Raw genomic sequence first — 25,603 nt, 5'->3', positions numbered from 1 at the left:
ACGACTAGACAACTCGGTCGCTGCCGCCGTCCTGGGGAATCTGGGCGCCGGTGGTGTGCGCGAACGCGGGGCCGCACATCTCGGCGATGAGCGCGCCCACATCGGCTGATGCCAGCTCGCGGCCCAACAGGTTGCGCCGCCGGTACTGCTCGGAGGTGAGCCTGTAGCTGGCGGCACGCTGGGCGATGAGCTCGTCCGACCACAGCCCCGTGTCGAACACGCCATCGGGATGCACGACATTGACGGTGATGCCGTCGGCCGCCCATTCGAGCGCCGCCACCCGGGCGAGCTGGGTGAGTGCCGCTTTCGAGGCCGAGTAGGCCGCAGCGCCGCGGCCGGGCGCAGGCACGTTCTTCGAACCCACGATGACCGACCGCCCCCCAGTCGGGGAATGCCGCATCACCCCGTGAGCAGCGGCCAGGGTGTTCGCCGCGCCGCTCACGTTGATGTCGAACGTCTGCTGCCATGCCGTGCCCAGCCCGGAGTCGTCAACGAGCTCTTCCAATGGCGCCGACGGGCCGAAGATGCCGGCCGCCGCCACCACGATGTCGATGCCCCCGAACCGCTCGACCGCGCCGGCCACCGCTGCGGTCACCGCGCTGGCATCGGTGACATCTGTCTCGACGCCGAGCCATGCCGAACCGTGCAGCGATGACGGCCGGCCGCTGTGGCCGTCATCATCGTGCGCGATACCGGCGTCGATGTCGATGCCGACCACTGCCGCCCCTGCTGAGGCCAGCGCCGCGGCTGCGGCCCGACCGATGCCTGAAGCAGCGCCCGTCACCAGCGCCACCTGGCCGGCCAAGCCAGCCGGTGCGCCGGCCCGCGCCAGCTTCGCCTGCTCCAGCTCCCAGTACTCCACGTCGAACAGGTCGGCTTCGCCGAGCGCCACGTAGCTCCCGAGAGTCTCCGCGGCGTTGATGACGTCGATCGTGTGCAGGTAGATGTCCGCCGCGATGTCGCAGTCGACGGCGCGTCGCCCAACGGTCCACAGCCCGAGATCGGGGTCGAGGATTACACGCGGTGCCGTGTCCAGCATCGTGAGCTGCTCGCCTTCGGCATGACGGTCGGCATTGCGCTCGAAGTACGAGCGGTAGCTCTCGACGAAAGCAGCGACATCGCGGCCCACCATGGGAAATTGCTTCGTGCGAATGATGTGATCGGGCGTGGCCGGCCCGCGGCATGCCACCGAAGCCAGGTCGTCGCGGGCGCAGAACGCGTCGGCTCGCTCGTCGTGCACGGCTCGCAGCAGCACCGGCGCACCGGCCGCGGCCGAGACCGCGGCCCGCAGCTCGGCCACCGTCTCCACTGCGTCGGGGCTGACGCGACGCGTGCGGTGCCGCCCGGCTGCATTCGCGTCGATCTCGCCGAACGACGTCACGCCCGCATCCGCAAGGCACTGCTCGGCCTCGCTGATCCGATCGATCATCGAGTCGTACGCCTGGCGCGCCGTCTCGCCGAAGGTGAAGATGCCGTGGTTCAGCAACACCATCGCCTCGGTGCCGTCGTGGGCCTGTGCCTGCCATTCGTCCGCGCAGCGACGGGCCAGATCGAAGCCGGGCATCACGTAGGGCACCACGACGGCCCGGTCGCCCCACAGCCGGCGCACCCGCGCGTCGCCGTCGGCCGTGTTGGTGAGTGCCAGCACGGCATCCGCGTGGCTGTGCAGCACCGCCCGGTGGGGCAGCAGCCCATGCAGGATCGCTTCCACCGACGGGTTCGGAGCGCTGGCATCGAGCAGGTGGATCCGCAGCTGGTTCACCATCTCGGTGTCGCTCAGCTCCGCCAGCTCTGCCAAGCGCCGGACGGGCTCCAAGCGCAGCGGCGCGAAGCCGGGCGGTTCGATGGTCGCGAGATCCCAGCCGCTGCCCTTCACCCACAGCGTCGGGACCGGCTCGCCCCAAGCATCGGTGCTGTGGCCCTTGATGGACGTGTTGCCGCCGCCGTGCAGCACCAGCGCCGGATCGGCGCCCACCAGGCGCGATCCGTAGGTGATCTCGCCGAGGTCGCCCAACTCGGCCCAGCGCGCCGCCTCGTCGGCATCCCAGCGATTCAGCACCGGCCCGCCCCCGATCCGGCTGGTTCAGCCCCAGCCAACGCTTGGGCAATGGACTCGCCATACGGCGGTCGCAGCACGCCTGCGTCGGTGATGATCGCCGTGATCAGGCGCGCAGGAGTCACGTCGAATGCCGGGTTCACGGCTTTCGCATCTTCCGGCGTCAGACGCTGCCCGCCGGCGTGATGAACCTCATCGGGGCTCCGCTGCTCGATGACGATGCGGTCGCCCGATGGCACAGCCGTGTCGACGGTGGTGGTCGGCGCTGCAACGTAGAAACCGATGCCCGCATCGGCGGCGGCCAGAGCGTGGGCCAGCGTGCCCACCTTGTTGGCAGTGTCGCCGTTGGCAGCGATGCGGTCCGCGCCCACGATCACGGCGTCCACCTCGCCTCCTGCGATCAGCGACGCCATGGCACCGTCGGGCACGACCGACACGTCGATGCCCGCGTCCGCCAACTCCCATGCTGTGAGACGGGCACCCTGCAGGAGCGGGCGCGACTCTGCCGCCAGCACACGCACCGGCTCACCGGCAGCAGCCTTCGCATAGAACGCGGCCAGCGCTGTTCCGATGCCCGCGGTTGCCAGGCGCCCGGCGTTGCAGTGCGTCGCGATCACCGTGGCCTCGGCGAGCACCTCCCGCCCGAGCCGACCGATCTCGGCGCATGCCTTCGCGTCCTCGGCGCCGATGGCCAAGGCCTCATCCAGCAGCCGCCGCCGCAGTTCGTCAAGGCTGCCGGCACTGCCGCTGTTGCTGCCGCTGTCGACGTTGGTGCTCGCGTTGGTGAGCTCTGGGGCGGCGAGCGCAGCATCGATCGTGCGATCCACTGCCCACCGCAGGTTGACCGCGGTCGGCCGGGTGTCGCCGATCTCGTGCCGCAACCGCTCCAGCAACTCGCGTGCCGCATCCAGCGAGCCGGGCTGCGCCTCGTCGAGGCCGACCACCAGCGCAAGCGCCCCGAACGCACCGAGCGCCGGCGCACCCCGGATGGCAAGCCGCTCGATGGCATCCACGGCACTGGCCACATCACGCACATCGAGCAGCACCAGCTCGGCCGGCAGCCGCGTCTGATCGATGATCTCGATGCTGTCGCCCGTCCAGCGCAGCGTCGGCGTGATGGCTGCCGTGTCCATGCAGCCGACAGTCTCGCGCCCACGTGCGACAACTCCGCCAACATCTCATCGATGTCGGGCGAACGATCCCCGCGGATGCCCTCGCACCGCCGCGCTGACCCGGCCGCAAATTCCGGGGGGCGCGAGCGACCGCATCGGTAGTGTCCGCGCCGTGCGACGACTGGTGGCGCTGGCGCTCGGCGGTGGCGACCGCTTCGTAGCCGAGCTCCAGCGAGCCTGGGATACCGGCGACGCCGTGCTGCCCGTCGATCAGCGGCTGCCGGCCCCTGCGCAGGAGTCGCTCATCGAGCGCATGGGCGCCAGCGTCGTCGTGGACGTCGCCGGCCGCCATCGCCGCCGAGGCGGCTGGGACGTCGAGGCCGACGACGCACTCGTCATGGCCACCAGCGGCAGCACCGGAGATCCGAAAGGCGCGGTCCTCACTCACGCAGCCATCGAGGCAAACGCCATGGCAACCAGCTCCGCGCTAGGCGTCGATCCCAGCACCGACCGCTGGCTGGCGTGCCTCCCCCTCGCACACGTCGGCGGCCTGGCAGTAGTAGTCCGCGCGCTGCTCACCGACACGCCCCTAGAGGTCCACGAAGGCTTCGACGCAGCCGCAGTCGAAACAGCAGCCCGCCAAGGCACAACACTCACCTCGCTGGTACCCACCGCGCTTGCGCGCATCGACGCAGCAGCGTTCCGGGCAATCCTGCTCGGCGGCTCCGCCATGCCCGCCCAACGGCCCCCCAACACCGTCGCCACCTACGGCATGACCGAGACCTTCAGCGGTGTGATCTACGAAGGCTGGCCACTAGAAGCCGTGGAGCTGCGCATCCACGACAACGAAGTACAGCTCCGCTGCCCGATGCTGCTGCGCTGCTACCGCGACGGAACCGACCCCCGAACCGCAGACGGCTGGTTCCCCACAGGAGACGCCGGCGCCCTGTCAGAAGAAGGCCAGCTCTCAGTGTTCGGAAGAGTCGACGACATGATCACCACAGGAGCAGAAAAAGTCTGGCCAGTAGCCGTTGAGCGAATTCTGACGGAATTGCCGGCTATCGCTGACGTGGCAATCGTCGGCCGCCCCGACCCCGAATGGGGCCAAGCAGTAACAGCAGTAATAGTCCCCACCAACCCCACCCAACCCCCCAACCTCGAAGCACTACGAGAAGCAGTCAAAGAAGAACTCCCCGCCTACTGCGCCCCCCGCAATCTCGAACTCGTCAACGAGTTGCCGCAGACGCCCCTAGGAAAAACTCAACGCTGGCGAGTATGAAAGCCAAGAAGGCTCAACCAGCGACAGAAGAAGCCTCAGTAGGCACAGCCAGATAACCACCAGCAGGCGTCACATCCTCCGGCAAAGCCTCAGCAAACAAAGTCGCAGTGCCAATCCCATGCACCCCATGCGGATCAACAGCAACAGCAGTCTCCCGAGCGATGCGCAACCCCGCAGGCCCGCAGATAAACGACGAAACCACCGAGCGAACCCCACGCATCGCCGCCCGCCGAGCCAAGTCGAAAACAGCGTGCGGCCCACCCAGCACCGCCGGCTTGAGCACCGCAACTTCGATGGCACCGACCGCGATCAGCCGGTCAAGCGCATCGGCATCACGCAAGTGCTCGTCGGCAGCAACCGGCAGCCCGACCGTGCGGCTGATCTGGGCCCAGTCAGCGGCCTGAGGTGTGGGCTCCTCGATGAACTCGATGTCGAGGTGGCCGACGGGGCGCAGCACCTTCACCGCGGTCGCACGATCCCAGCCGCCGTTCGCATCGAGTCGCAGTGCAACGCCGGCGGGCAGCGAGTGGCGTACGTGCGCGATCCGCACCGACTGTGCGGCAATGGCCGCGGCTGCGCTGCCGTTGCCGCCACTGCTGGCGTTGTGGTGGGCAGCAACCTTGAGCTTCACGGCCAGGTGACCTGCCGCTGCGGCGTGCGCTGCGCGCTGGGCCGCAGCCTCGGGATCCAGATCGGACACCAACGCGTGGGTGGCGATGCGGCGCTGCGTGGGCGGGTGCTCGGCCAGCAATGTCGACAGCGTGACGCCCTCGATCTCGGCGTCGAGCTGGGTGAGTGCCGATTCCACGGCGGCCGCAGCGCACGGCTCGCGGGGCGGTTCGCCGTCGGGGTTCTCGGCCCAGCGTTCCAGTGCCGCCAGCGCTTCGTCGTAGGTCTCGACGCCGAAGCCAGGCAGCGGCGCCGCCTCGCCCGTGCCGACGCAGGCGTCGTCGCCGACGCGCACCTCGATGCCCCGCCGCACGGCGATCGGGCCATGAGCGGTCAGCAGCGGCTGCAGCAGCGGCAGCTCGAATTCACGCAGCGTCACCTGCACGGGGTGAACGCTATTGGCTCACTGGGGTGGCCTCATCGGCCGTACTCTCGTCGCTCAGGCGACGCGGGAGGCATGTTCGGCATGAGCGAGGATGCAGCAATCCCCTGGGCCGATCTGCGCGCTCGGGCGCACGAGGTGTCCCGCACGGCCTATGCGCCGTACTCCAACTTCCACGTCGGCGCAGCAGGCCTTGTCGACGACGGCCGGATCGTCACCGGCTGCAACGTCGAGAACGCCTCGTACGGGCTCACGCTCTGCGCCGAGTGCGGCATGGTCAGCGATCTGCATCGAAGCGGGGGAGGCCGCCTGGTTGCGGTGACCGTCACCGATGCAGGCGGCGAACTGCTTGCTCCGTGCGGTCGCTGCCGCCAGCTGCTGCTCGAAGCCGGCGGTCCCGAATGCGCCGTGAACGAGAGCACCACCGTTGCCGAGCTGTTGCCCGGCGCATTCGAGTTCCCGCTTCCGCAGGATTGACAGCTCTCAGTACGCGTCGAGGTGCCGACGGATCGCCGTGGCGCAATCGTCGGGCACTTCGAGGTGCGCGGCGTGGCCCGCGCCGGCCAGCACGACCAGATCGCTGGCGGGCAGCAGGGCGTTCATCTCGTGGCCGATTGCGACGAATTTGACGTCCAGCTCGCCGCACATGACCAGCGTCGGCACGTCGAGGGCACCCAAGCGATCCCAGAGCGGCGTCATCGAGCCCGTTCCGGCGGCATGCAGCGAGTTCGCCAGCCCGGTGGGATCGGAGCGCAGGCGCTGATCGATGGACACCTGCCACGCCTCGGGGCCGAGACTCGCCCGGAGCGGATCCCACATCGGCAGGCTCATCCACTCGTCGGCGAAGCGGGCCAGGCCGTGTTCACCGATCCGATCGGCGAGTGCCTCGTCGGCCCGGCGGCGCTGTGCCCGTTCGGAGGCATCCGCGATCCCGGCGGTGGCGCTGATGAGCGTCAGCGACCTGCAGATCTCCCGATGCCCCGAGGCCAGCGTCAGCGCCACCCGACCGCCCATCGAGTAGCCGACGACGTGGCACGGCCCGTCGCCTGCGCTCGCCGCGAGCCCGGCCACCGACGCTGCCATCGCCTCGATGCTGTACAGCGCGAGGTCAGCGGGGGAAGGGCTGCGGCCGTGGCCGACCAGGTCCACGGCGATGCACCGGTAGCCGTCGAGCCGTTCCACCAGCGGTGCCATCGCTTCGGCACTGCCGGTGAATCCGTGGATGACGATGACCGGCTCGCCGCTGCCCGTGACATTGGCGGCGAGCTGCAGCGGTTCCGACAGCGGCATTACTGCGAGCGGGACTCTGCGCCCCGCACTGCCGCCGCGACTGCGTCGGCCAGGCGGCGGTGCTGATCCCGGTTTGCGTCCGCGTCGATGTCGATGGTGATGACGCGCACGCCCCGATTCGACCCGGGAGCGGCCAGCAGCGCATGCAGCTCGTCACACGAGCCGATGTGAAGGTGCTCGAAGCCCATCGCTGCTGCCAGCCCGCTCGCGAGCTGCGAGCTGCTGCGCCCGGGAGGCGTCGTCAGCAGGCGTTCGAAGGCCTCGGAGTCAATGACGCCGTAGGCAGGCAGGAACGAGAAGATGGTGCCGCCGCCGTTGTCGACGACCACCACGGTGAGGTCCAGATCGCCAGAACCGCCATGGGTGGCTGGCACAGTGTCGAACGCTCCCACGAGCCCGCCGAGATCGTGACGGAACGCCAGGTCGCCGACCAGCACCGTGGTCGGCGTTCCCGACGCTGCCACGCCGGTCGCAGCGGAGATCACGCCGTCGATGCCGCTCGCACCCCGGTTGGCGTGCACTGCCAGAGGTTCGGCGCGGGCTCGCAAGTACGAATCGACATCGCGCACCGGCATCGAGTTCGAGACGTACAGCGCGTGTCCCGCCGGAAGGCTGCGCCCAAGCTGGCGAGCCACGCTGGCTTCGAGTAGCGGTTCAGCGTCGAGCAGACCGTCGACTGCCGCGGCGGCACGTGCATCAGCATCGGCCCACCGCTGCGCCCACCCGGAATCTGGGGACAGCAGCGTGCGGGCCACGTCGGTCACGGCCTCCGGCCCGATCGTCAAGTGCAGCGAGACGCTGAAGCTCGCATCGGTCCAGGTGCTGGCCGGATCGACGAACGCGAACGCTGGGCGATGGCGCTCGATCCACAGCCGCAGCGGCTTGCACGTCGGCGCGCCGCCGATGCGCAGCACCGCATCGGGCGGCTCGGCGTCGGCCCACGCCGTTCGCAGCAGCAGGTCGTGATGATCCGTCACCACCACCCCGTCCAGCTCACGCCGCAGCTGCGAGCACGGCTCGGCCAGCAGCGGCCATCCAGAGGCCCGGCAGAACGCTGCCACAGCCTCCGCCCACCGGTCCCCATCCCACATGGGCCCGGCCACTACCACCCCCCGCTCGTGCGCCGCCGCCCACTCGCTCAGCACGGCAGCGGCTCCAAGGGCTCCCGAAGGGGCAAATTGAGATGCACGGGACCGGAGTGCGGCCCGGTCGCCTGCTCCGCCGCCCGGGCAGCCGCGACGCCGAACCACCGCACCGCCTGATCGACCGGCAGCTCCGAGGGCACCGGCGTCTCGCAGAACCAGCGCACATGGCTGCCGTACAGACCGTGCTGATCGATGGTCTGCCCCGCTCCCCAGCCCCGCAACTCAGGCGGCCGGTCCGCGGTCAGCACCACCAGCGGCACGCCGGAGTAGTGCGCCTCGACCACTGCCGGCAGGTAGTTGGCCGCAGCAGTGCCTGACGTGCACACCAGCAGCACCGGCCTTTCCGAGCCCTTGGCCAGCCCGAGCGCGAAGTACCCGGCCGATCGCTCGTCGATCCGCACCCAGGTGCGCAGCCCGGCAGTGGCATCGACGGTGAGCGCCAGCGGCATCGACCGCGAGCCGGGCGACACGACTGCGTCGGTGATGCCGGCAGCCACGAGCCCCTCGCACAGGGATCGACAGGCCGAATAGGCAGCATCGTCGTCGGAGATCTGCATGCTGCCGCTCAGTCGCCCTCGAGTGCGTACAGGAGGGCTTCGAGCTTGATGTTGGTCTCGGTCAGCTCGGCATCTGGATCTGCGCCCTCCACGATGCCGCCGCCGGCGAACAGCCGGGTCTCGGAGGGACCGGTCAGCGCGCAGCGCAGCGCGACGCGGAACTCGCCGCGCCCGTCCAGCGTCGTCCAGCCCACCGGGGCCGCGTACCAGCCGCGCTCGAAGCCCTCGTGCTCTGAGATCCAGTCGCGGGCGACGCGCCGCGGCAGTCCGGCGACCGCGGCCGTCGGGTGCAGTGCACTCGCGAGATCCAGCGCCGTCGTGCCAGCGGGGACGCGCCCGCTGATCGGTGTGTGCAGGTGCATGATGCGCCGCAGTTCCATGACGCCGGTCGGCGAGGGCGGATCGAGCGCCGCGCCGCACGCACGCAGCGTGTCGCGCACGTCGGTGACCACCATGGCGTGCTCGGTCAGCTCCTTGGGATCGCGTTGCAGCTCGGCCGCGAGTTCCCGGTCTCGCGCCGGATCGCCGACACGCGGCCCCGAGCCGGCCAGCGCATCGGTCTGCAGCCGCAGCCCGTCGCAGTGCACCAGCTGTTCGGGCGTGGCGCCGAAGAACGTCTGCGACCCGCGCCCGAATGCGAACGTGACACAGGACGGGTAACGCGACCGCAGGCGGTCGAGCACCGCGATGGGCTCGAGCCCCGACGCAATGTGCAGCTCCCGCGCCGTCACGACCTTGTCGAGCCCGCCTTCGGCGATCCTGCCGAGGGCGCGCCGCACCAGCTCGGTGTAGCGGTCGTCGGCTCGGTAGCTCCCGCCGAGCACGGCCAACGCCGCCGCATTCAGGTCGCTCGCGGGTCCGGCTTCGAGTTCAGGATCGGCCAGGCTGCCCGCAGCTGTGCCGGTGAGATCGTCGCCGGTGTCGCCTCGCACGATCGTGTCGTCGCGGGCGCAAGCCGCGTCGGGCGCACCGGCAGCAGCGGCGAGGCCGCAGACGCCGCTGCCGTCAGCCGCGCCGCAGGTGGCACATGTCCCCCCGACTCCCGATCGTGATGCAGCCATCACCGGCCAGACGGGGGCACCGGGCACCGAGGTCAGCCATGACTGGCCGCCCCGACGCACGACGAGCACTTCGGGCACGGTCAGGCAGCCGGCGCCGAATGGCTCCCACACCGAGCCTGCCGCGGGCGCCTCGGGACGGAACGAGAAGCCGCCCACGGCCAGCGGCCCGATCGGGTGACCGCTGTCGCCGGTCATAGTGACGTCCAGCAGGCTCAGCGTGTCGGCGACTGAGGCGAAGCGGTCGGCGCCGGCCCCGGCGATGGCGTCGAAAGCACTGCCGAGCGCACAGAACTCCAGGTCGCCGTCGGGACACGCCCAGTACACCCGTTGGTGCGCATCGGAGGCAGCGAACACTGCCAGCGGGTCCAGCTCGCCGGACAGCTCCCGGCATTCCAACGTGACGGCGGTCCGGGTGCGCAACCCCGCTGAGGTGCGGCGGCCCGAATCCCCTGCGGACCGGGCGTTGGGCGTTTCGGTTGCCATCGCATCGGAACTGGCCGGCTCATCGTCGATGTCGCCGGCCAAGATGCGCTCGGTGGCGTGCTCCACGAGCGACTCGCGGAAGTGCTGCGCCACCAGGTCGGTCACCAGCGGGATCAGGCGAGCAGCCAGGTCGGCGCGCTGTGCGGTGGGCACGTCGGCGAAGCGGTCGGCGAACAGCCCTACCGCGTCCGCAGCGACAGCTTCCATGTTCGAGGCGTGCCGCAGCGCGAGGCCGATGAGATCGTCGAGCGGCATCTCAGCGGCGAGCAGCTCCGTGGCTGCGCGCAGCATCGTCAGCGCCCCGGCGCTGTAGAGCGTGCCGCCTGTGACACCCTCGTCGGCGCCGCTGGCAGCCTCGGGGCCGTCATCGGCACCGCCTGCCGACGTCCGCAGCGGTCGCACCAGGCCGGTGTCGGTCGCGAGCCGGACGAGTTCTTCGTCGAGCCCGGATTGCTGCACCAGCTCGTCGAAGGTCAGGGTGTCGCCGCGGCGTGCACCCAACGCCATCAGCATCGGGTCGTCGCCGCCGTCGCCGAGCTGGCGGATCTGTGCCAGCGAGAAGCCCGCCGCGGACAGGCGCCGGATCTCGCCGAGCCGCCGCACATGGCTGTCGTCGTAGCGCGCCATGCGACCTTGGCGTGCGGGCGGGTGCAGCAGCCCGATCTTCTGGTAGTAGCGCACGGTGTCGACGCTCACCTCATGCGCCGACGCCAGCTCCTCCACTCGCACGCCCTCAGCGTACGCCCATTGTGAGAGTGATAACTCCAAGAGTGCTCACTCGGTCCATCCGTGCCGGCACTAATACCTCCAACTACCGAGCGGCAGGTCGCTGGATAGGGTGGCTCGATGGCTCAACGGGCACGCCTGAGCGCAGACGACTGGGTGACTGCCGCACTCGACGTGCTCGTCTCCGATGGAATCGGCGCTGTCAAAGTGCTGCCGCTGGCCAAGCGGCTCGGCGTCACCCGGGGCAGCTTCTACTGGCACTTCGAGAACCACGAAGCCCTGCTCAACCGCCTGCTCGAGGTGTGGGAGGAGACCAATTCAGGTTCGATCATCCGAGCCGCAACGCTCGACGGCAGCATCGTCGACCGGTATGTCGCATTGATGCGCTGCTGGCTGGGGATGGAACGCTTCGACCCGCATCTCGAAGTGGCGGTGCGGAATTGGGGTCGCAGCAATCCCGAGCTGTGGCAGAAGCTGAGGGCCACCGATGAGCGGCGGGTGGATGCGTGCGTGCAGATGCTCGCGGCCGAGGTGAGCGACCCGGTCATGAGACTTCACCGTGCTCGCACCATCTACTTCCTGCAGATGGGCTGGTACGAGCTCGAGGTCAATGAGCCGATGGATGCCCGTATCGAAGCGCTCACCTATTACTTCGATATCTATGTGGGCCGCCCGCCGACCGATGACGAGCGAGCGGCCATTCTCGCCGGGTTGCGCATCTGACATTCTGTTCTTGCGCGACTGGCATTTCGTTCATGTTGACGTGATCCAGACAGGACCGTACGGTTCGCTGCAGTGACGCGTCGAGGCCGGAAACGTCGGGATACTGCCGCAATCCCGGCGGCGCCCCGGCAGCAGGCACGCAACACCTTCCGGCCCGTCGAGCTCATCAGCGCCGACGAAATCGAACGCATCCACGAGGCATCGCTGCGGGTGCTGTCCGAGATCGGCATGAACTTCCTGCTGCCCGAAGCGGTGCAGATCCTGCTTGAGGCGGGCGCCAGTTCCGACGACGGCGTGCGGGTGCGGTTCGATCCCGAGATGGTCGCCGAGCAGGTGGCGCTCGCCCCGTCGACCTTCACGCTGCACGCCCGCGATCCGGCCAACAGCGTGGTCTTCGGCGACGACTGGGTCGTCTTCGGCATGGTCGGCAGCCCGCCCAACGTGTCCGACCTCGATCGGGGCCGGGTCAGCGGCAACTACGCCGACTTCTGCAACATGCTGCGCCTGCAGCAGGCGCTCGACGCGGCGGACACCTGCACCGGCCATTCGGTCGAGCCGATCGATCTCGAGGTGCGCACCCGCCACCTGGACGCAGTGTCGGCCATGTACACGCTGTCCACCAAGCCCGGGTTCTGCTACTCGCTGGGCCGCACCCGTGTCAGCGACGCCATCGAGATCGCCCGCATCGCCCGCGGCATCGACCACGAGACGCTGCTGCGCGAGCCGTCCATCCACACGGTCGTCAATGCGAACTCGCCGCTCGTGTACGACAAGCCGATGCTGGAGGGCGCCATCGAGTTGGCCCGCCACGGCCAGCCTGTCGTGTACACGCCGTTCACCTTGGCGGGAGCGATGGCGCCGGTCACGATCGCCGGCGCGCTCACCCTGCAGAACGCCGAGGCGCTCGCCGGCATCACGCTGGCACAGCTCGTGAACCCCGGCGTGCCGGTCGTCTACGGCAGCTTCACCTCGAACGTCGACATGCGGTCGGGTGCGCCGGCGTTCGGCACGCCCGAATATGTGAAGGCCACGATCATCAGCGGCCAGCTGGCGCGCCGTTACGGCCTGCCGCTGCGGGCCTCGAACGCGAACGCCTCCAACGCTCCCGACGCCCAGGCCACCTACGAGTCGCAGATGTCGCTGTGGGCGTGCATCGTGGGCGGCATCAACTACGTGCTGCACGGCCTCGGCTGGATCGAGGGCGGGCTGTGCGCCTCGTATGAGAAGGTGATCATCGACGCCGAGATGATCCAGATGATCCGGGCCATGCTGCAGCCCACCCAGATCGACGATGCGTCGCTGGCGGTGGATGCCATTGCCGAGGTGGGGCCGGCCAACCACTTCTTCGGTGCCGCCCACACGCTGGAGCGCTACAACACCGCCTTCTACGAGCCCACGCTGTCGGATTGGCGCAACTTCGAGACGTGGCAGGAAGACGGTGCGCTCGACGCCACCCAGCGGGCGAACGGCATCTGGAAGCAGCTGCTGGCCGACTACGAAGAGCCGCCGATGGACGACGCCATCCGCGCCGAGCTCACCGACTTCGTAGAGCGTCGCCGCTCAGAAGGCGGCGTGGAACCGCTGTAACTCGGGACTGCCCAGCGAGGGGCAATCAGGCCCAGCACTTGATGCGCCCGTTCCGGTCGACGCCACACGCGTAGTCGCGACCGACCGAGACGTATGCGAATGGCCCGGGCGGCGGGTCGGCTCGGCCCAGAGCACCCGCGCCCCAGCAGGCGATCTCGCCGTCGACCCTGACGGCGCATCCATACGTGATGCCGAGCGACGACATCTCATAGGCGCCGCCTGGCGGGCTCTCGGGAACGAGCGAGCGGACGTCGGCAAGTGCTTGAAGGCGCGGGTGCCAGCAGTGGAGGCTGTGGTCGGTCCGTACCGCGCAGATCTGTTGAATGCTCGCCGAGACCTGCACGAATCCCGAACCCTCCGGATCGGCGGGCCAGAGTTCCTCGCCGCCCCAGCACGAGAGCGCGCCGTCGATCCGCACGCCGCATGAGCGGCTCTGGCCCGTCGAGATATCGGCGAACCGATCCGGCGCCGTGGAGCTCTCAACAGCGTCGTCATGTGCGCGTTTTGGCGTGCACTCTGCGCCGCCGTCGGCGAACGAGACGCAGACACGCTGGGTGCCGACGGAGACGCCGATGGCGTTACGACCCTCGCCCCGCACTGAGTCCTCCTCGGGGCCGTCGTAGTCCCAGCACGCCACGCTGCCGTCGACCCGTACAGCACAGCTCAGATCGTCCCAACTCCACGCTCCGACCGAGACCTGGGTGAACTCGCCGGGCGGCAATCCTCCGAACGCTGGCGCGCGCCATCCCTCGACTGCTGGGGCAGGCCCCCGAAACTCATACCCCCAGCACTTGAGCTCCCGATCAACGGTGATGCCGCAGGCGTGAGGGTTGCCGACCGACACGCTCACGAACTCGCCGTCGGCGGGCGGGGGCGTCGCGGCATATCCCTCCCCCCAGCACCGCGCTCGGCCGTCGGTGGTCAGCGCGCAGGCATGGAATGAACCGCCGCTGACTTGGATATAGCGGCCTTTCGGTGCCTCTTCGGGCTGGTTGGCGCGGCCGTATTGGCCGCTGCCCCAGCAGCGAATCTCCTCGTCGGTGGTGATGCCACAGAGATCGGACGTCGAGGTGAACGTGTCGTCTCCCGGGGGACTGGCCGAATCCGGCGGGCTCGCGTTCCAGCAGCTGACGGAACCGTCGGTGCGGGTGCCGCACCTGTTGCCGATGTGAAGGAACGATCCGGACAAGAGGTCCCCGGTGAACGCCATGGTCGGCGTATCGCTGTAGCGGTCGGCAAGATGCCAGCAGAGCAGCGAGCTGTCAGTTGCGATGCCGCACCACATCCCATCAGCGAGCCGCTTGAGTCGGATCTCCGGCGGCGACTCCACCAGGCCGTTTCGACCCCAGCACACGAACGATCCGTCAGGCCTGAGCGCACACGAGCGTGTGGCTTGGACGAACGTGCCTTCGGGAGCGGCTGTCTGACCGTAGTAGCCATCGCCCCAACACTCGACCGTGCCTTCGACGGTCAGCCCGCAGGTGTGGCTGTCCCCCGCAGAGACATGTTCGAATTCGCCGGCGGGAGGCGTTGCCTTGCCGAACGTGGTCCGGCCCCAGCACTGCACGGTCTTGGCGGTGGTCACGCCGCAGGTGTGGTCGCGCCCCACGGAGATCTGTGTGAATCGGATGTCGCTGGACGCGATGCCGATCGGTTCGGGTTGCGGCGTCGCGTCTGCTTTGTTGATGAATGTCACGGTCCATGAGCCCGCGGCACTGACGGTTACGGTGAACGAGCCCGGTTCGCACCACGCATCGGAGCTGTTGTCGATGACGATCGCCAGCGTGCTGTCGATCTGGGTCTCCGCCGCACCTGTATCGGCCAGCAGCACGCCGCGACCGTGGTTCCAGCACAAGGTCGTGGCGCTGTCGGGCGAACCCAGAAGCCTCACCGAGAACCATGCGCCGCGGTTGTCGGTGACCGTGGACAGCGCAGTCCATTCCCCCTCGCCAAGCTCGACGTTGGTCGAGGCGTTGCCGGTGCCCGTTATCCGGATGCGATCGTCCTCGGTGGTCGTCACCTGCACGCCGGACTCAACCTCGGCGCCATCTTGTTTCTCCGGATCCTCGATCTCGGCAGCCGTGCTGCTGTCGGGTTCGGTCTCGTCGGGCTCCAGCTCGGTCTCGTCGGGTTCGGTCTCGTCGGGAGCCGTGCTGCTGTCGGGTTCGCCGTCATCCGGTGTGCTGGCGTCCGGAACAACAGTCGTCGCGACTTCCACGGGTGCCTCAGTGGGAGTCGGTGCGGAGTCCGCTGGAGCAGCCGAATCGCTGGGGACGCTCGAACCCGTCGCGTCCCCGGCGGTCGCCGGCACGGAAGCGTCCGAGGGCGTGGAGATGACCGTCGTCGTCGAAGTGGTTGCTGCAGGCGAGCTTGGCTGAACTCCCTCAGCGTCGATATCAGCGGTTGCACATGCCGCGATCACGGCGACGACGGCCAGCGCCGTCGCTCGAGCACTCACACCCCACACGCTCCACTTGCACATTGCTGTCGTGTGCGCGTGTCAGGTGGGCGCCGCAGCCAGACTCAGTTGATCTGCTTCTCCATGCCCTCCCAGTAGGGCGCACGGAGCTTGAACTTCTGCAGCTTGCCGGTGGCCGTGCGGGCCAGTTCCTCGCGGAACTCGACGCTGGTGGGGCACTTGAAGTGCGCCATCCGGTCCCGGCAGAAATCGATGAGATCACGATCGGTGACGGCATCGGCTGCGGCGTCGACGACCACGAGGGCCTTGATGGTCTCGCCCCACTTCTGGTCGGGCACGCCGATCACGGCCACCTCGGTCACCGCGGGATGGCTGAACAGCACGTCCTCCACCTCGATCGACGACACGTTCTCGCCGCCGGAGATGATCACGTCCTTCTTGCGGTCCGAGATCGTGACGTGGTGCTCATCGTCCATGGTGCCGCCGTCGCCGGTGTGGAACCAGCCGTCCACGATGGCCTCTGCAGTCGCCTCGGGCTGCTCCCAGTAGCCCTCGAGCACCACGTTCGCCCGGGCAAGGATCTCGCCCTGGTTGTCCACGTCGATCTTCACGCCGATAGCAGGGGCGCCAGCCCGGCTGAGCTTGCGGGCCTTCTCGTCGGGCTCGAAGTCGTCCCATTCGGGCCGGCAGCGGTTCATGGTGAGCAGCGGCGCCGTCTCGGTGAGGCCGTAGATCTGGATGAACTCCCAGCCCAGCTCGGTTTCCATGCGGGCGATCGTGCGCGTGGGCGGCGGCGCGCCCGCCACCACCATCCGCACCCGTCCGCTGCCGGGAATGGGACCGTCCCAGTCGGCCGCCGCATCCAGCACCGCCGCCACCACGGCAGGAGCGCCGCACATCAGCGTGACGCCGTGGTCTTCGATGCGCTTCAGGATCTCGGGGCCGCGCACCTCGCGCTGTACCACGTGCTTGCCGCCCATGCCGGTCACGGCGTAGGGCATGCCCCAGCCGTTGCAGTGGAACATCGGCAGCGTGTGCAGGTACACGTCACGGTCGCTGACGCCCGAATGCCAGCCGAACGTGGTGGCGTTCACCCACAGCGCCCGGTGGGTCTGCTGCACCCCCTTGGGGCGGGCGGTGGTGCCCGAGGTGTAGTTGATGGTGGCGGTGACGTCCTCGTCGGGCGTCCACGGGGCCGGCTCCGCGCCCGGCGCGTACATCTGGTCGTCGGCGTCGGTGCCCATCACCACGAAGTGCTCCACGTCGATGTCCTTGCAGGTGTCCTCCATGGAGGGATCCACCAGCAGCATCGTGGCGCCGCAGTGATCGATGATGTAGCTGATCTCGTCGTGGCTGAGCCGGAAGTTGATCGGCACGAAGATGCGGCCGTAGCCCGACACGCCGTAGAACGACGTCATCAGCCGGCCGGCGTTCTGCGACACCATCGCCACCCGCTCGCCGTGCCCGATGCCGATCTGGTCCAGCTTGGCTGCCTGGGCCCGTACGAGGTCGCCGAACTGGGCGTAGGTGATCTCCCCGAGCCCGCCGCCAGGCGCTTCGGGTTCGTCGGCCAGCGCCACCCGGTCCGGGTACACGTTCTCGGCCCGGTACAGGAAGTCGGAAACAGTAAACGGAACCTTCATGTCGTCCCCTCAGGGTCATGGGTTGTCGTACGCGGCGGTCGCCGTGGTGTGCAGTGCGCCGCCGGAGGCGTCTTCCGGCGGAACGGCCGCGCCAACTCTAGAGCGGGCTGCCGCGGCAGTGCCCTGCGGAGGCTGAGCCGCCTCCTAGGGTCGCGGCCATGGAGGGATCAGCGGGAGCGCCGCCCGCAGGCGGTCAGGTCGATGTCCACCTGATCGACGGCACCTACGAGCTGTTCCGCCACTTCTTTGCGGTGCCCGGCCGCAAGGCGCCGGACGGCAGCGAGGTCGGAGCGCTGCGGGGTGTGCTCGGCAACATCGTGATGCTGCTCGAAGGCGGTGCCACCCATGTGGCTGTGGCTACCGACCATGTCGTGGAGTCGTTCCGCAACGATCTGTGGCCCGGGTACAAGGACGGCTCGGGGATCGAGCCCGACCTGCTGTCGCAGTTCCATCCCACGGAGGACGCGCTGCGGCTGCTGGGCGTGGCGGTCTGGCCGATGATCGAGTTCGAAGCCGATGACGCCATGGCGGCGGGCGCGGCGATGGCTGCTGACGACGATCGTGTCGGGCAGGTGTTCATCTGCACTCCCGACAAGGACTTGGGCCAGTGCGTCGGCGGCAAGGTGGTCCAGTGGGACCGCCGGGCCGACGAGATCATCGACGTGGCTGGCGTCGAAGCGAAGTTCGGCGTCAGCCCTGAGTCCATACCCGACTACCTGGGCTTGGTGGGCGACAGCGCCGATGGCTTTCCGGGCCTGCGGGGCTGGGGCGCCAAGTCGACGTCGGTGATGCTGTCGCACTACGGCCACATCGAGAACATCCCGGACTCGCACGACGACTGGGCGCCGAAGGTCCGGGGCGCGGCCGGTCTCGCCGCAACGCTCGCCGACGAGCGGGAACTCGCCCTGCTGTTCCGCCGCATCGCCACGGTAAGCACCGATGCGCCGGTGTCAGACAGCGTCGACGAGCTGGCCTGGCGCGGCCCGCATCGGGGTTTCGCAGAACTCTGCGAGCGGATCGGCGCCGAGAACTTGCTCGACCGGGTGATGAACCTCGCGGCCTACCGGACGGACACCTAGTCGAGGCTCACCTGAGTTGGAGCGAGGCTGGGCTCAGGCGGGCTGGTTCAGCTCGATCATGTTGCCGGCCGGGTCGAAGAAGAACGTCTGGCGGGCAGTGGTGCCCGGCAGCGCCACCGGGTCCTTGACCCTCACGCCGGCATCGCGCAGCTCGGCCACGGTGGCATCGATGTCGTCCACCTTGAAGGCCCAGTGCTGGCCCTTGGGCGCCACCCAGTCGGCCACTTCGATGAGGTGCACCTCACCGCCGCCAGGCGTCTGCAGCCACCGCCCGTTGAAGCCGAAGTCGGGCCGGTCGAGCTGCTTCATGCCCAGGATGTCGGTGTAGAACGGCGCCGCTGCATCCACATCAGCGCAGTTGATCGAAACGTGATGCACAGGCCCCAGTTCCATGCCCGCAGCCTAGAGGCTGAGCCGAAGGCGAAGCCGTGGCCCGAGCGGCCCGTGAGCGCAGCGAACAAGAGCGGGAGAAATGGGCTGGTAGGGACCGCCTGAGCTAGGAGACGGCGTGCTCTCGTAGGCTTTCTTGAATGTCTGAGCCGACCATGGACGAGCGGCTGGGTGAGCTGGCCCGCCGCCGCGACGAGGCGCTGAACGCCGGCACCGAGCGCGCGGTCCAGCGGCAGCACGACAAGGGCAAGATGCTCGCCCGCGAGCGCATCGAGTACCTCTTCGACGAGGGCACGTTCCACGAGCTCGACATGCTCGCCCGCCACCGGGCGCACGATGTCGGCCTCGATGAGCGCCCCTACACCGACGGCATCATCACCGGCTGGGGCAACATCGACGGCCGCAAGGTCTTCGTGGCCAGCCAGGACTTCACCGTGTTCGGCGGCGCCCTCGGCGAGGTGTTCGCCGAGAAGACCCACAAGGTCATGGACCTCGCCGAGTCGGTGGGTGCGCCGATCATCGGCCTCAACGACGGCGCCGGCGCCCGCATCCAGGAAGGGGTGGTCTCGCTGGCGGGCTACGGCGGCATCTTCCGCCGCAACGTGCTCGCCTCGGGTGTCATCCCGCAGATCAGCGTGATCATGGGGCCGTGCGCCGGCGGTGCCGTCTATTCGCCCGCCATGACCGACTTCATCTTCATGGTGCGCGACTCCAGCCACATGTTCATCACCGGCCCCGACGTGGTGAAGACCGTCACCGGCGAGGACGTGACGCTCGAAGAGCTCGGCGGCGCCGGCTCGCACAGCACCAAGTCGGGCGTGGCCACGTTCGTCGCTGCCGACGAGAAGGCCGTGCTCGACGACGTGCGCTACCTGCTGTCGTTCCTGCCGTCCAACAACCTCGACGCGCCGCCGGTCGTCGAAACCGCCGACGAGCCCGATCGCTGGTGCCCGACGCTGCGTGATCTCATGCCGCAGAGCCCCAACGTGCCCTACGACATGAAGCAGGTGATCACCGAGGTCGTCGACGACGGCGAGTTCTTCGAGTACCACGCCGCGTGGGCCGGTTCGATCGTGTGCGGTTTCGCACGCGTCGGCGGCCGCTCGGTGGGCGTTGTGGGCAACCAGCCGATGGTGATGGCCGGCGTGCTCGACATCGAGTCGTCAGAGAAGGCGGCCCGGTTCGTGCGCTTCTGCGACGCCTTCAACATCCCGCTGCTGACCTTCGTGGACGTGCCCGGCTTCCTGCCGGGCGTCGATCAGGAACACGGCGGCATCATCCGCCACGGCGCCAAGCTGCTGTACGCCTACTGCGAGGCGACCGTGCCGCGGGTGCAGGTCATCACCCGCAAGGCCTACGGCGGCGCCTACGTCGTGATGGACTCCAAATCGGTCGGCTGCGACGTCAGCTTCGCGTGGCCTACCGCCGAGCTGGCCGTGATGGGCCCGCAGGGCGCGGTGGAGATCCTGAACCGGCGCGAGCTGCAGCAGGCCGCCGATCCCGAGGCCCGCAAGGCGGCGCTGGTCGACGAGTACAGCCGCAAGTACGCCAACCCCTACATCGCGGCCGAGCGGGGCATCGTGGATGCGGTCATCGACCCCGCCGAGACCCGCCAGAAGGTCATCGCCGCGTTCGACATGATCGGCGCCAAGCGCGAGGAGTTGCCGCGCCGCAAGCACGGCAACGTGCCGCTGTAACGGGCGAACGACCGGTGACAGGACCCGTGATCGACGCTTCGCACGTGGCCATCACTCCTGCAGCGACTGCCGAAGAGGCCGCCGCCATCGTCACGGCGCTGGAGCTGCTGTGGCCCCGTCCCGTCCCGGCCGCTCCGCACGCGGCGACATCCAGCAAGTGGCGTTTCAGCGGCCGCCCCTGGCAAGCCCCCACGTCCTGGCCCGCGGTCCGCTACCGCTAGCCGTGCCCGAAGGCCCCAACCGCGCTGCGGTCATGCCGCTCGACGGCCTACGAGTACTGGACCTCTCATCGGTGTTCGCCGGGCCGCACTGCGCCCGCTACCTAGCCGATTTCGGCGCCGATGTCATCAAGGTGGAGCGCCCCGGCGGCGACACCGTCCGCAACATGGGATGGCGGGATGCACAGGGCGAGACCCTGTGGTGGCGTCTGGTCAACCGCAACAAGCGCTGTGTCACGCTCGATCTCAAGGCCGCCGCCGACCTCGCGCTGCTGCGCCGGCTGCTCGCCGTCGCCGATGTGCTGGTGGAGAACTTCCGGCCCGGCAAGCTCGAAGCGCTCGGCCTGGTGCCCGACGAACTGATCGCAGCCAACCCGAAGCTGGTCGTCGTGCGGCTGACCGGCTTCGGCCAGGACGGCCCGTACCGCGACCGGCCGGGCTTCGCGACGCTCGCCGAGGCGATGAGCGGCTTCGCCTCGATGAACGGCGAGGCCGACGGCGCGCCGCTGCTGCCGCCGGTGGCGCTCACCGACGAGATGGCCGGCCTGGCCGGAGCGTTCGCGGCATTGGTGGCCCTGCGCAGCGGCATCGGCCAGGTGGTCGACGTCAACCTGCTCGAGTCCATGTCGCAGGCGATGGGCCCGCTCATGACCGCATGGCACACCGAGGGCTACCTGCAGCCCCGCCTCGGTTCAGGCATCCCCTACAGCGTCCCGCGTGGCACCTACCAGGCCTCCGACGGCGGGTGGCTGGCCGTCAGCAGCTCCACAGACTCGGTGGCTGCGAGGGTCATGGAGATGATCGGCATCGGCGACGACGAGCGCTTCACCACCTTCGAGGGCCGCATGGCCCATCGCGCCGAGTTGGACGAGGCAATGGCCGACTGGGTGTCACAGCGTACGCTGGCTGAGGCAGTTGAGGCCTTCGACAACGCCCAGGCTGCCGCAGCCCCGGTCCTCGACATGAGCCAGCTAGCAGACGACCCCCATGCCAGATCTCGCGGAGTGTTCGTGGAAGTCGACGGGCTCATGCAGCAGAACGTGATTGCCCGCCTGAGCGCCACACCTGGTCAAGTCCGCTGGACCGGCCGCAAAGAAGGCGCCGACAACGACTCTCTAGCCAACATCACAGACACCGCCGACCCCTGGCCCGATCCCTGATCAGCCGTCGGGCGAGATGGGCGCCACACCTTTCAGCTTCAAGAGCACCCAGCGCCCAGCCTTCATCAGCGGGTACGTGAAGCGCGAGATCAGCGGCGAGCTGAACGCCAACCGGTTGAACTTGTTGAAAGCACCATGATCGGTGGACAGCAGCGCGAGCACGTGCAGCGCTTCATGACCGACGTAGTGCCGGTCGCCGATCTTCACCACCATCCCGTCATTCAGATCGTGCGGCAGCCGCCGGACCTCGTCGACGATCGGGCCGCCCTGGCGAGCGTCCACCAGCACGAACTCACCGACAGATTGCCGCAGCCGCAGGTACTGGGCGTAGTTGTTGCACATCGGGCACTCGCCGTCGTACACGAGCCAGACCCGCTCGGTCTGCTGCGGCCGTTGCGACCGCTGCCGGCGCTTCATGATGCGGAACGGTAGGCCCACGATCGGCAGCGACCGAACGGTCCCCGACAGCGAGAACCGGTCAGGGGCAAGCGGCGACAGCAGCAGAAACAAGCCCACCATCACGATGTTGAGGGAAAACGAGATGTTCATGAGCAGATCGCTCGTGATGTGGAACAGCATCAGGACAGCGCCGATAGGCCGGTGCAGATGAGGCCGGAACACCACCAGCAGCGCAAAGATCTCGATGTAGAGCGTCAGCCACCACATCGACTGCGCCAGCCAGTTGTGCTGCGCCACGAACGGCAGCAGCAGCGGAATCTCGTCGGCCTCGGCGAGCAACCGGTCCAGCAGGATGCGCGTCAGGGCATCCGACGAGAACAGTTCGAGCCGGCCGTACCAGATCTTCCAGATGCCCGACAAGGTGTACGACAGCAAGATGACGCTTTGCGCCAGCCACAAGGACGTGAGGCACCGCCGCACGTTGTTCCGCTCGTGGAGCTGGCGATGCCGACGGCCCGGCAGGAACAGCAGCGCGAAGCCGACCAGCAGCAGCACATGGACGCCGTGGTTGATGGAACCGTACGAATTCCGTATCGCGACGTGCACGAACAGGTGCAGGAAGGCACCGAACCGCAAGACGAAGGTGCCCGGGGCCGCCGCTGCCCCGAGGGCGAACAGCAGACCGGCTGCCGTGAGCGCAATCTCATAGCCGAGCCAATCCGTTCCCACGAGCTGCTCCACCAGCCTGATCGGCCACAGCGGAGCGGTCGGAGGACCGCCGGAGTACGCATCGCCGAACGGGTAGTGACCCGTGCCGACGAGGTAGGCAAGGAACACGTAGTAGAAGCGGCTCAGCAGCACCACGTTGTTCGCACTGCGCGTCAGTTCGGCGGGAGTTCGATGCTCGGCGGTGTCGACGCTGAGCATCGACCTGCGGATTTGTCGCAAGCCGTGCCGGATTCGCAGCGACATGGCTCAGCCGCCGTCCAGCGTGGCTTCGAGACGGCCCGTGCGGGTATTCCACTGGGCGATGACTTCACTAGGTCGGAAGAAATCCGTCCTGGTCAACCGTCCGTCGGCGAAATCGTCGATGTTGTCCTGCAGCTCATGCAGGTCGACGTCGGCCTTGACGATGCTGAAATCGATGCTGCGCTCGCCGAGTGCCCGCTCGATGATCGGGTACAGCACGCCGGTGACGTCCTCTTCGCAGCCACGGTCCTTTGCACACGCGATCGCGACGCGTCGCAGCGCCTTCCAGTCGCGGACGTCGTCGCTCGGGATCAGGTAATAGGTCTCTGCGGGCGGCTCGCCGTCGATCGCATCGATGACGAGGCCGTACTCGAACGATTCCCAATCGGGAATGTGGGTGAAGAGCTTCCACTTGAAGAAGGGGAATACCTCGACGTGCTCGGACTCGAGCACGGAATTCAGCGGGATCATGGCGATGTACAGCACGATGAAGCCCGGTACAAGCAGCTTCCACAGACGGCGGCGCTTGGTGCGTGCGGCGGTGCTCGTCACAGGATCCTCACGACTCCGAGAGGGGATGTCGTCGGCGATGCGTGCACGACATGAGCGTGGTGCGTGCTTCAGCCGGTGCCGGCGCGTGACTGCTCGGCCAAGCCGGCGATGTCGGCCATGATCGCGGCCAGCTCGAAGTCCTTCGGGGTGTAGACCGCAGCCACCCCGGCGTCGCGCAGCGCCTGATGGTCCGCGGGCGGGATGATGCCGCCGACCACCACCGGGGCGCTCACGCCCTCGGCGTCGAGGCACGCCAGCACCTCGGGCACCAGCTCCAGGTGACTGCCCGACAGGATCGACAGGCCCACCACGTCCACATCCTCGTCACGTGCGGTAGCAGCAATGTGGCTCGGGGTCAGCCGGATGCCCTCGTACACCACTTCCATGCCGGCGTCGCGTGCCGCTACCGCCACCTGCTCGGCCCCGTTGGAGTGGCCGTCGAGGCCTGGCTTGGCAACCAGCACCCTGGGCGGCCCGCCCTCCATCGCGGCGCACCGCTGGGCCACGGTCGCCAGTGCTGTCCCCCTCGACGCCCGCCCTGCACCGGCGCCTCCCAAACCGGTCGGCGCACGGAACTCGCCGAACACCTCGCGCAGGGCTTGGGCCCACTCGCCGGTCGTCACGCCGGCATGAGCGGCCTCGATGCTCGGCCCCATGATGTTCACATCGCCCGACGCGGCCACCCGCAGGTCGTCGAGGGCTGCGACGACCCGGTTCGAGTCGCGTGCGCTGCGCCAGCGTTCGAGATCGGCGACCAGCTCGGCTTCTACCTCGGGATCCACCCGCAGGATCGACTCGTCGCCTTCCAGCGGCGACGGCGCTGTCTCGGTGAACTCGTTCACCCCCACCACGGTCAGCTCGCTGGCCTCGATCTGGCGCACCCGCTCGGTGTGGCTCGCCACCAGGCGCCGCTTCAGCTCGGTGATCGCGGCGAACGCGCCACCCAACGCGAGCACGTCGTCCAGCTCGGCTCGCGCCGACTCCGCCAGCTCGGCCGTACGTCCCTCGACCACCACCGAGCCGTCGAAGATGTCGCCGTACTCCAGCAGGTCGGTCTCGTGCGCCAGCACCTGCTGGATCCGCAGCGACCACTGCTGGTCCCAGGGCCGCGGCAGCCCCAGCGCCTCGTTCCAAGCAGGGAGCTGCAGCGAGCGGGTCCTTGCCCGCTGCGACAGCGTCACGCCCAGGGCTTCGAGCGTGATCCGGGCCACGTTGTTCTCGGGCTGCGCTTCGGTGAGCCCGAGCGAGTTCACCTGCACGCCGTAGCGGAACCGCCGCAGCTTGGGGTCGGCCACGCCGTAGCGCTCAGCGCAGATCTGGTCCCACATCTGGGTGAAGGCCCGCACCTTGCAGACCTCTTCGATGAACCGGATGCCCCCGTTCACGAAGAACGAGATGCTGCCCACCGCGGCGTCGAATCGCTCGGGGGGCACCTTGCCGCTGTCGCGCACCGCGTCGAGCACGTCGATTGCGGTGGCCAGCGCGTAGGCGATTTCCTGGGTGGGCGTGGCGCCGGCTTCCTGCAGGTGGTAGCTGCACACGTTGATCGGGTTCCACTGCGGCACGTGCTGCGAGCAGTACGCCACTACGTCGACGGTGAGCCGGCGGCTGGCCTCGGGCGGGAAGATGAACGTGCCCCGGCTCAGGTACTCCTTCACGATGTCGTTCTGGGTGGTGCCCCGCAGCGCCTCGGCCACCACCCCGGCGTTCTGTGCGTTGGCGATGTAGAGGCTCAGCAGCCAGGGCGCCGTTGCGTTGATGGTCATGGAGGTGTTCATGGCATCGGGCGGGATGCCGTCCATGAGCTGGGCCATGTGGCCCAAGTGGGTGACCGGCACGCCCACCTTGCCCACCTCGCCGCGCGCCATCGAGTGGTCGGGGTCGTAGCCGGTCTGCGTCGGAAGGTCGAAGGCCACCGACAGCCCGGTCTGGCCCTTGGCCAGCATCGACCGGTACAGCTCGTTGGAGGCCTGGGCCGTGGAGTGCCCCGAGTACGTGCGCATCAGC

General features: G+C 68.6%; 21 protein-coding genes and 1 pseudogene. 9 read left to right on the top strand and 13 right to left on the bottom strand.

Annotation, left to right across the window (positions count from 1 at the left end):
• Nucleotides 1-4: 4 nt before the first annotated feature.
• Nucleotides 5-2,059: a bifunctional aldolase/short-chain dehydrogenase gene (locus ACOGXD_RS05605; RefSeq protein WP_419916922.1), complete on the bottom strand. Its 2,055-nt coding sequence runs from the start codon at nt 2,057-2,059 to the stop codon at nt 5-7.
• Complete coding sequence (mtnA, locus tag ACOGXD_RS05600; protein ID WP_419916921.1) at nt 2,053-3,189, bottom strand: S-methyl-5-thioribose-1-phosphate isomerase; 1,137 nt, start codon at nt 3,187-3,189, stop codon at nt 2,053-2,055. Before mtnA ends, ACOGXD_RS05605 begins: the two co-directional genes overlap by 7 nt.
• A 151-nt stretch (nt 3,190-3,340) precedes the next feature.
• Between mtnA and ACOGXD_RS05595 the strand changes: the two genes are divergently transcribed.
• Nucleotides 3,341-4,447: an AMP-binding protein gene (locus tag ACOGXD_RS05595; RefSeq protein ID WP_419916920.1), complete on the top strand. Its 1,107-nt coding sequence runs from the start codon at nt 3,341-3,343 to the stop codon at nt 4,445-4,447.
• A 13-nt stretch (nt 4,448-4,460) separates the two neighbouring features.
• Here ACOGXD_RS05595 and menC read toward each other — a convergent pair whose 3' ends face one another.
• Nucleotides 4,461-5,501, bottom strand: a complete 1,041-nt coding sequence (menC, locus tag ACOGXD_RS05590; protein ID WP_419916919.1) for an o-succinylbenzoate synthase — start codon at nt 5,499-5,501, stop codon at nt 4,461-4,463.
• A gap of 81 nt (nt 5,502-5,582) precedes the next feature.
• Here menC and ACOGXD_RS05585 point away from each other — a divergent pair.
• Nucleotides 5,583-5,954 (top strand): annotated as a pseudogene (locus ACOGXD_RS05585) (cytidine deaminase); the annotation flags it as partial.
• 27 nt (nt 5,955-5,981) lie between these two features.
• On the opposite strand, the gene menH reads toward ACOGXD_RS05585, so the two are convergent.
• The 4 genes from menH to ACOGXD_RS05565 are packed head-to-tail and all read right to left on the bottom strand — an operon-like array spanning nt 5,982 to nt 10,763.
• A complete protein-coding gene (gene menH / locus ACOGXD_RS05580; protein WP_419916918.1) occupies nt 5,982-6,788 on the bottom strand; it encodes a 2-succinyl-6-hydroxy-2,4-cyclohexadiene-1-carboxylate synthase in 807 nt (268 codons plus the stop codon).
• Nucleotides 6,788-7,933 (bottom strand): hypothetical protein, encoded by a 1,146-nt coding sequence (locus ACOGXD_RS05575; RefSeq protein WP_419916917.1) that lies wholly within the window; start codon nt 7,931-7,933, stop codon nt 6,788-6,790. The genes menH and ACOGXD_RS05575 overlap by 1 nt, the downstream gene beginning before the upstream one ends.
• Nucleotides 7,927-8,490 (bottom strand): 2-succinyl-5-enolpyruvyl-6-hydroxy-3-cyclohexene-1-carboxylic-acid synthase, encoded by a 564-nt coding sequence (gene menD / locus ACOGXD_RS05570; protein ID WP_419916916.1) that lies wholly within the window; start codon nt 8,488-8,490, stop codon nt 7,927-7,929. The genes ACOGXD_RS05575 and menD overlap by 7 nt, the downstream gene beginning before the upstream one ends.
• 8 nt (nt 8,491-8,498) lie before the next feature.
• Nucleotides 8,499-10,763, bottom strand: coding sequence for an isochorismate synthase (locus ACOGXD_RS05565; RefSeq protein WP_419916915.1), 2,265 nt, complete (start codon nt 10,761-10,763; stop codon nt 8,499-8,501).
• Nucleotides 10,764-10,880: 117 nt separating this feature from the next.
• Between ACOGXD_RS05565 and ACOGXD_RS05560 the strand changes: the two genes are divergently transcribed.
• Complete coding sequence (locus tag ACOGXD_RS05560; RefSeq protein WP_419916914.1) at nt 10,881-11,483, top strand: TetR/AcrR family transcriptional regulator; 603 nt, start codon at nt 10,881-10,883, stop codon at nt 11,481-11,483.
• Nucleotides 11,484-11,555: 72 nt separating this feature from the next.
• Complete coding sequence (locus ACOGXD_RS05555) at nt 11,556-13,070, top strand: trimethylamine methyltransferase family protein (RefSeq protein WP_419916913.1); 1,515 nt, start codon at nt 11,556-11,558, stop codon at nt 13,068-13,070.
• Nucleotides 13,071-13,095: 25 nt separating this feature from the next.
• On the opposite strand, the gene ACOGXD_RS05550 is transcribed toward ACOGXD_RS05555, so the two are convergent.
• Nucleotides 13,096-15,288, bottom strand: coding sequence for an RCC1 domain-containing protein (locus ACOGXD_RS05550; RefSeq protein WP_419916912.1), 2,193 nt, complete (start codon nt 15,286-15,288; stop codon nt 13,096-13,098).
• A 10-nt stretch (nt 15,289-15,298) separates the two neighbouring features.
• On the opposite strand from ACOGXD_RS05550, the gene ACOGXD_RS05545 reads away from it, so the two are divergent.
• Nucleotides 15,299-15,448: a hypothetical protein gene (locus tag ACOGXD_RS05545; protein WP_419916911.1), complete on the top strand. Its 150-nt coding sequence runs from the start codon at nt 15,299-15,301 to the stop codon at nt 15,446-15,448.
• A 145-nt stretch (nt 15,449-15,593) separates the two neighbouring features.
• Here the strand turns inward: ACOGXD_RS05545 and ACOGXD_RS05540 are convergent, their stop codons facing one another.
• Nucleotides 15,594-17,132, bottom strand: a complete 1,539-nt coding sequence (locus ACOGXD_RS05540; RefSeq protein ID WP_419916910.1) for an AMP-binding protein — start codon at nt 17,130-17,132, stop codon at nt 15,594-15,596.
• 158 nt (nt 17,133-17,290) lie between these two features.
• Between ACOGXD_RS05540 and ACOGXD_RS05535 the strand changes: the two genes are divergently transcribed.
• Nucleotides 17,291-18,211, top strand: coding sequence for a 5'-3' exonuclease (locus tag ACOGXD_RS05535; protein WP_419916909.1), 921 nt, complete (start codon nt 17,291-17,293; stop codon nt 18,209-18,211).
• A 33-nt stretch (nt 18,212-18,244) separates the two neighbouring features.
• Here the strand turns inward: ACOGXD_RS05535 and ACOGXD_RS05530 are convergent, their stop codons facing one another.
• Nucleotides 18,245-18,604, bottom strand: a complete 360-nt coding sequence (locus tag ACOGXD_RS05530) for a VOC family protein (RefSeq protein WP_419916908.1) — start codon at nt 18,602-18,604, stop codon at nt 18,245-18,247.
• Nucleotides 18,605-18,741: 137 nt separating this feature from the next.
• Between ACOGXD_RS05530 and ACOGXD_RS05525 the strand changes: the two genes are divergently transcribed.
• The 3 genes from ACOGXD_RS05525 to ACOGXD_RS05515 are packed head-to-tail and all read left to right on the top strand — an operon-like array spanning nt 18,742 to nt 21,676.
• Complete coding sequence (locus ACOGXD_RS05525; protein WP_419916907.1) at nt 18,742-20,298, top strand: acyl-CoA carboxylase subunit beta; 1,557 nt, start codon at nt 18,742-18,744, stop codon at nt 20,296-20,298.
• A gap of 14 nt (nt 20,299-20,312) precedes the next feature.
• On the top strand, nt 20,313-20,519 hold the full coding sequence (locus tag ACOGXD_RS05520; RefSeq protein WP_419916906.1) for a hypothetical protein: 207 nt from the start codon (nt 20,313-20,315) through the stop codon (nt 20,517-20,519).
• Between the two features lie 2 nt (nt 20,520-20,521).
• Complete coding sequence (locus ACOGXD_RS05515) at nt 20,522-21,676, top strand: CaiB/BaiF CoA transferase family protein (RefSeq protein WP_419916905.1); 1,155 nt, start codon at nt 20,522-20,524, stop codon at nt 21,674-21,676.
• Here the strand turns inward: ACOGXD_RS05515 and ACOGXD_RS05510 are convergent, their stop codons facing one another.
• The 3 genes from ACOGXD_RS05510 to ACOGXD_RS05500 form a co-directional block, all read right to left on the bottom strand.
• Nucleotides 21,677-23,047, bottom strand: a complete 1,371-nt coding sequence (locus tag ACOGXD_RS05510; protein ID WP_419916904.1) for a DCC1-like thiol-disulfide oxidoreductase family protein — start codon at nt 23,045-23,047, stop codon at nt 21,677-21,679.
• A gap of 3 nt (nt 23,048-23,050) precedes the next feature.
• Entirely contained in the window at nt 23,051-23,596 is a 546-nt protein-coding gene (locus ACOGXD_RS05505) for a hypothetical protein (RefSeq protein WP_419916903.1), read from the bottom strand.
• 68 nt (nt 23,597-23,664) lie between these two features.
• Complete coding sequence (locus ACOGXD_RS05500) at nt 23,665-25,599, bottom strand: methylmalonyl-CoA mutase family protein (RefSeq protein ID WP_419917359.1); 1,935 nt, start codon at nt 25,597-25,599, stop codon at nt 23,665-23,667.
• Between the last annotated feature and the right edge of the window lie 4 nt (nt 25,600-25,603).

It is taken from the genome of Candidatus Poriferisodalis sp., from assembly GCF_965204125.1.
Classification (GTDB): domain Bacteria; phylum Actinomycetota; class Acidimicrobiia; order Acidimicrobiales; family Poriferisodalaceae; genus Poriferisodalis.
This window is presented reverse-complemented; position numbering and strand designations above follow the sequence as displayed.

What these genes read in the sequence shown, in the direction of transcription:
- mtnA (WP_419916921.1), bottom strand. Translation starts at nt 3,189, where the DNA reads ATGGACACGGCAGCCATCACGCCGACGCTGCGCTGGACGGGCGACAGC.
- menH (WP_419916918.1), bottom strand. Translation starts at nt 6,788, where the DNA reads ATGCCGCTGTCGGAACCGCTGCAGCTCGCCGCCAATGTCACGGGCAGC.
- menD (WP_419916916.1), bottom strand. Translation starts at nt 8,490, where the DNA reads ATGCAGATCTCCGACGACGATGCTGCCTATTCGGCCTGTCGATCCCTG.
- ACOGXD_RS05560 (WP_419916914.1), top strand. Translation starts at nt 10,881, where the DNA reads ATGGCTCAACGGGCACGCCTGAGCGCAGACGACTGGGTGACTGCCGCA.
- ACOGXD_RS05540 (WP_419916910.1), bottom strand. Translation starts at nt 17,132, where the DNA reads ATGAAGGTTCCGTTTACTGTTTCCGACTTCCTGTACCGGGCCGAGAAC.
- ACOGXD_RS05535 (WP_419916909.1), top strand. Translation starts at nt 17,291, where the DNA reads ATGGAGGGATCAGCGGGAGCGCCGCCCGCAGGCGGTCAGGTCGATGTC.
- ACOGXD_RS05530 (WP_419916908.1), bottom strand. Translation starts at nt 18,604, where the DNA reads ATGGAACTGGGGCCTGTGCATCACGTTTCGATCAACTGCGCTGATGTG.
- ACOGXD_RS05525 (WP_419916907.1), top strand. Translation starts at nt 18,742, where the DNA reads ATGTCTGAGCCGACCATGGACGAGCGGCTGGGTGAGCTGGCCCGCCGC.
- ACOGXD_RS05510 (WP_419916904.1), bottom strand. Translation starts at nt 23,047, where the DNA reads ATGTCGCTGCGAATCCGGCACGGCTTGCGACAAATCCGCAGGTCGATG.
- ACOGXD_RS05500 (WP_419917359.1), bottom strand. Translation starts at nt 25,599, where the DNA reads ATGCGCACGTACTCGGGGCACTCCACGGCCCAGGCCTCCAACGAGCTG.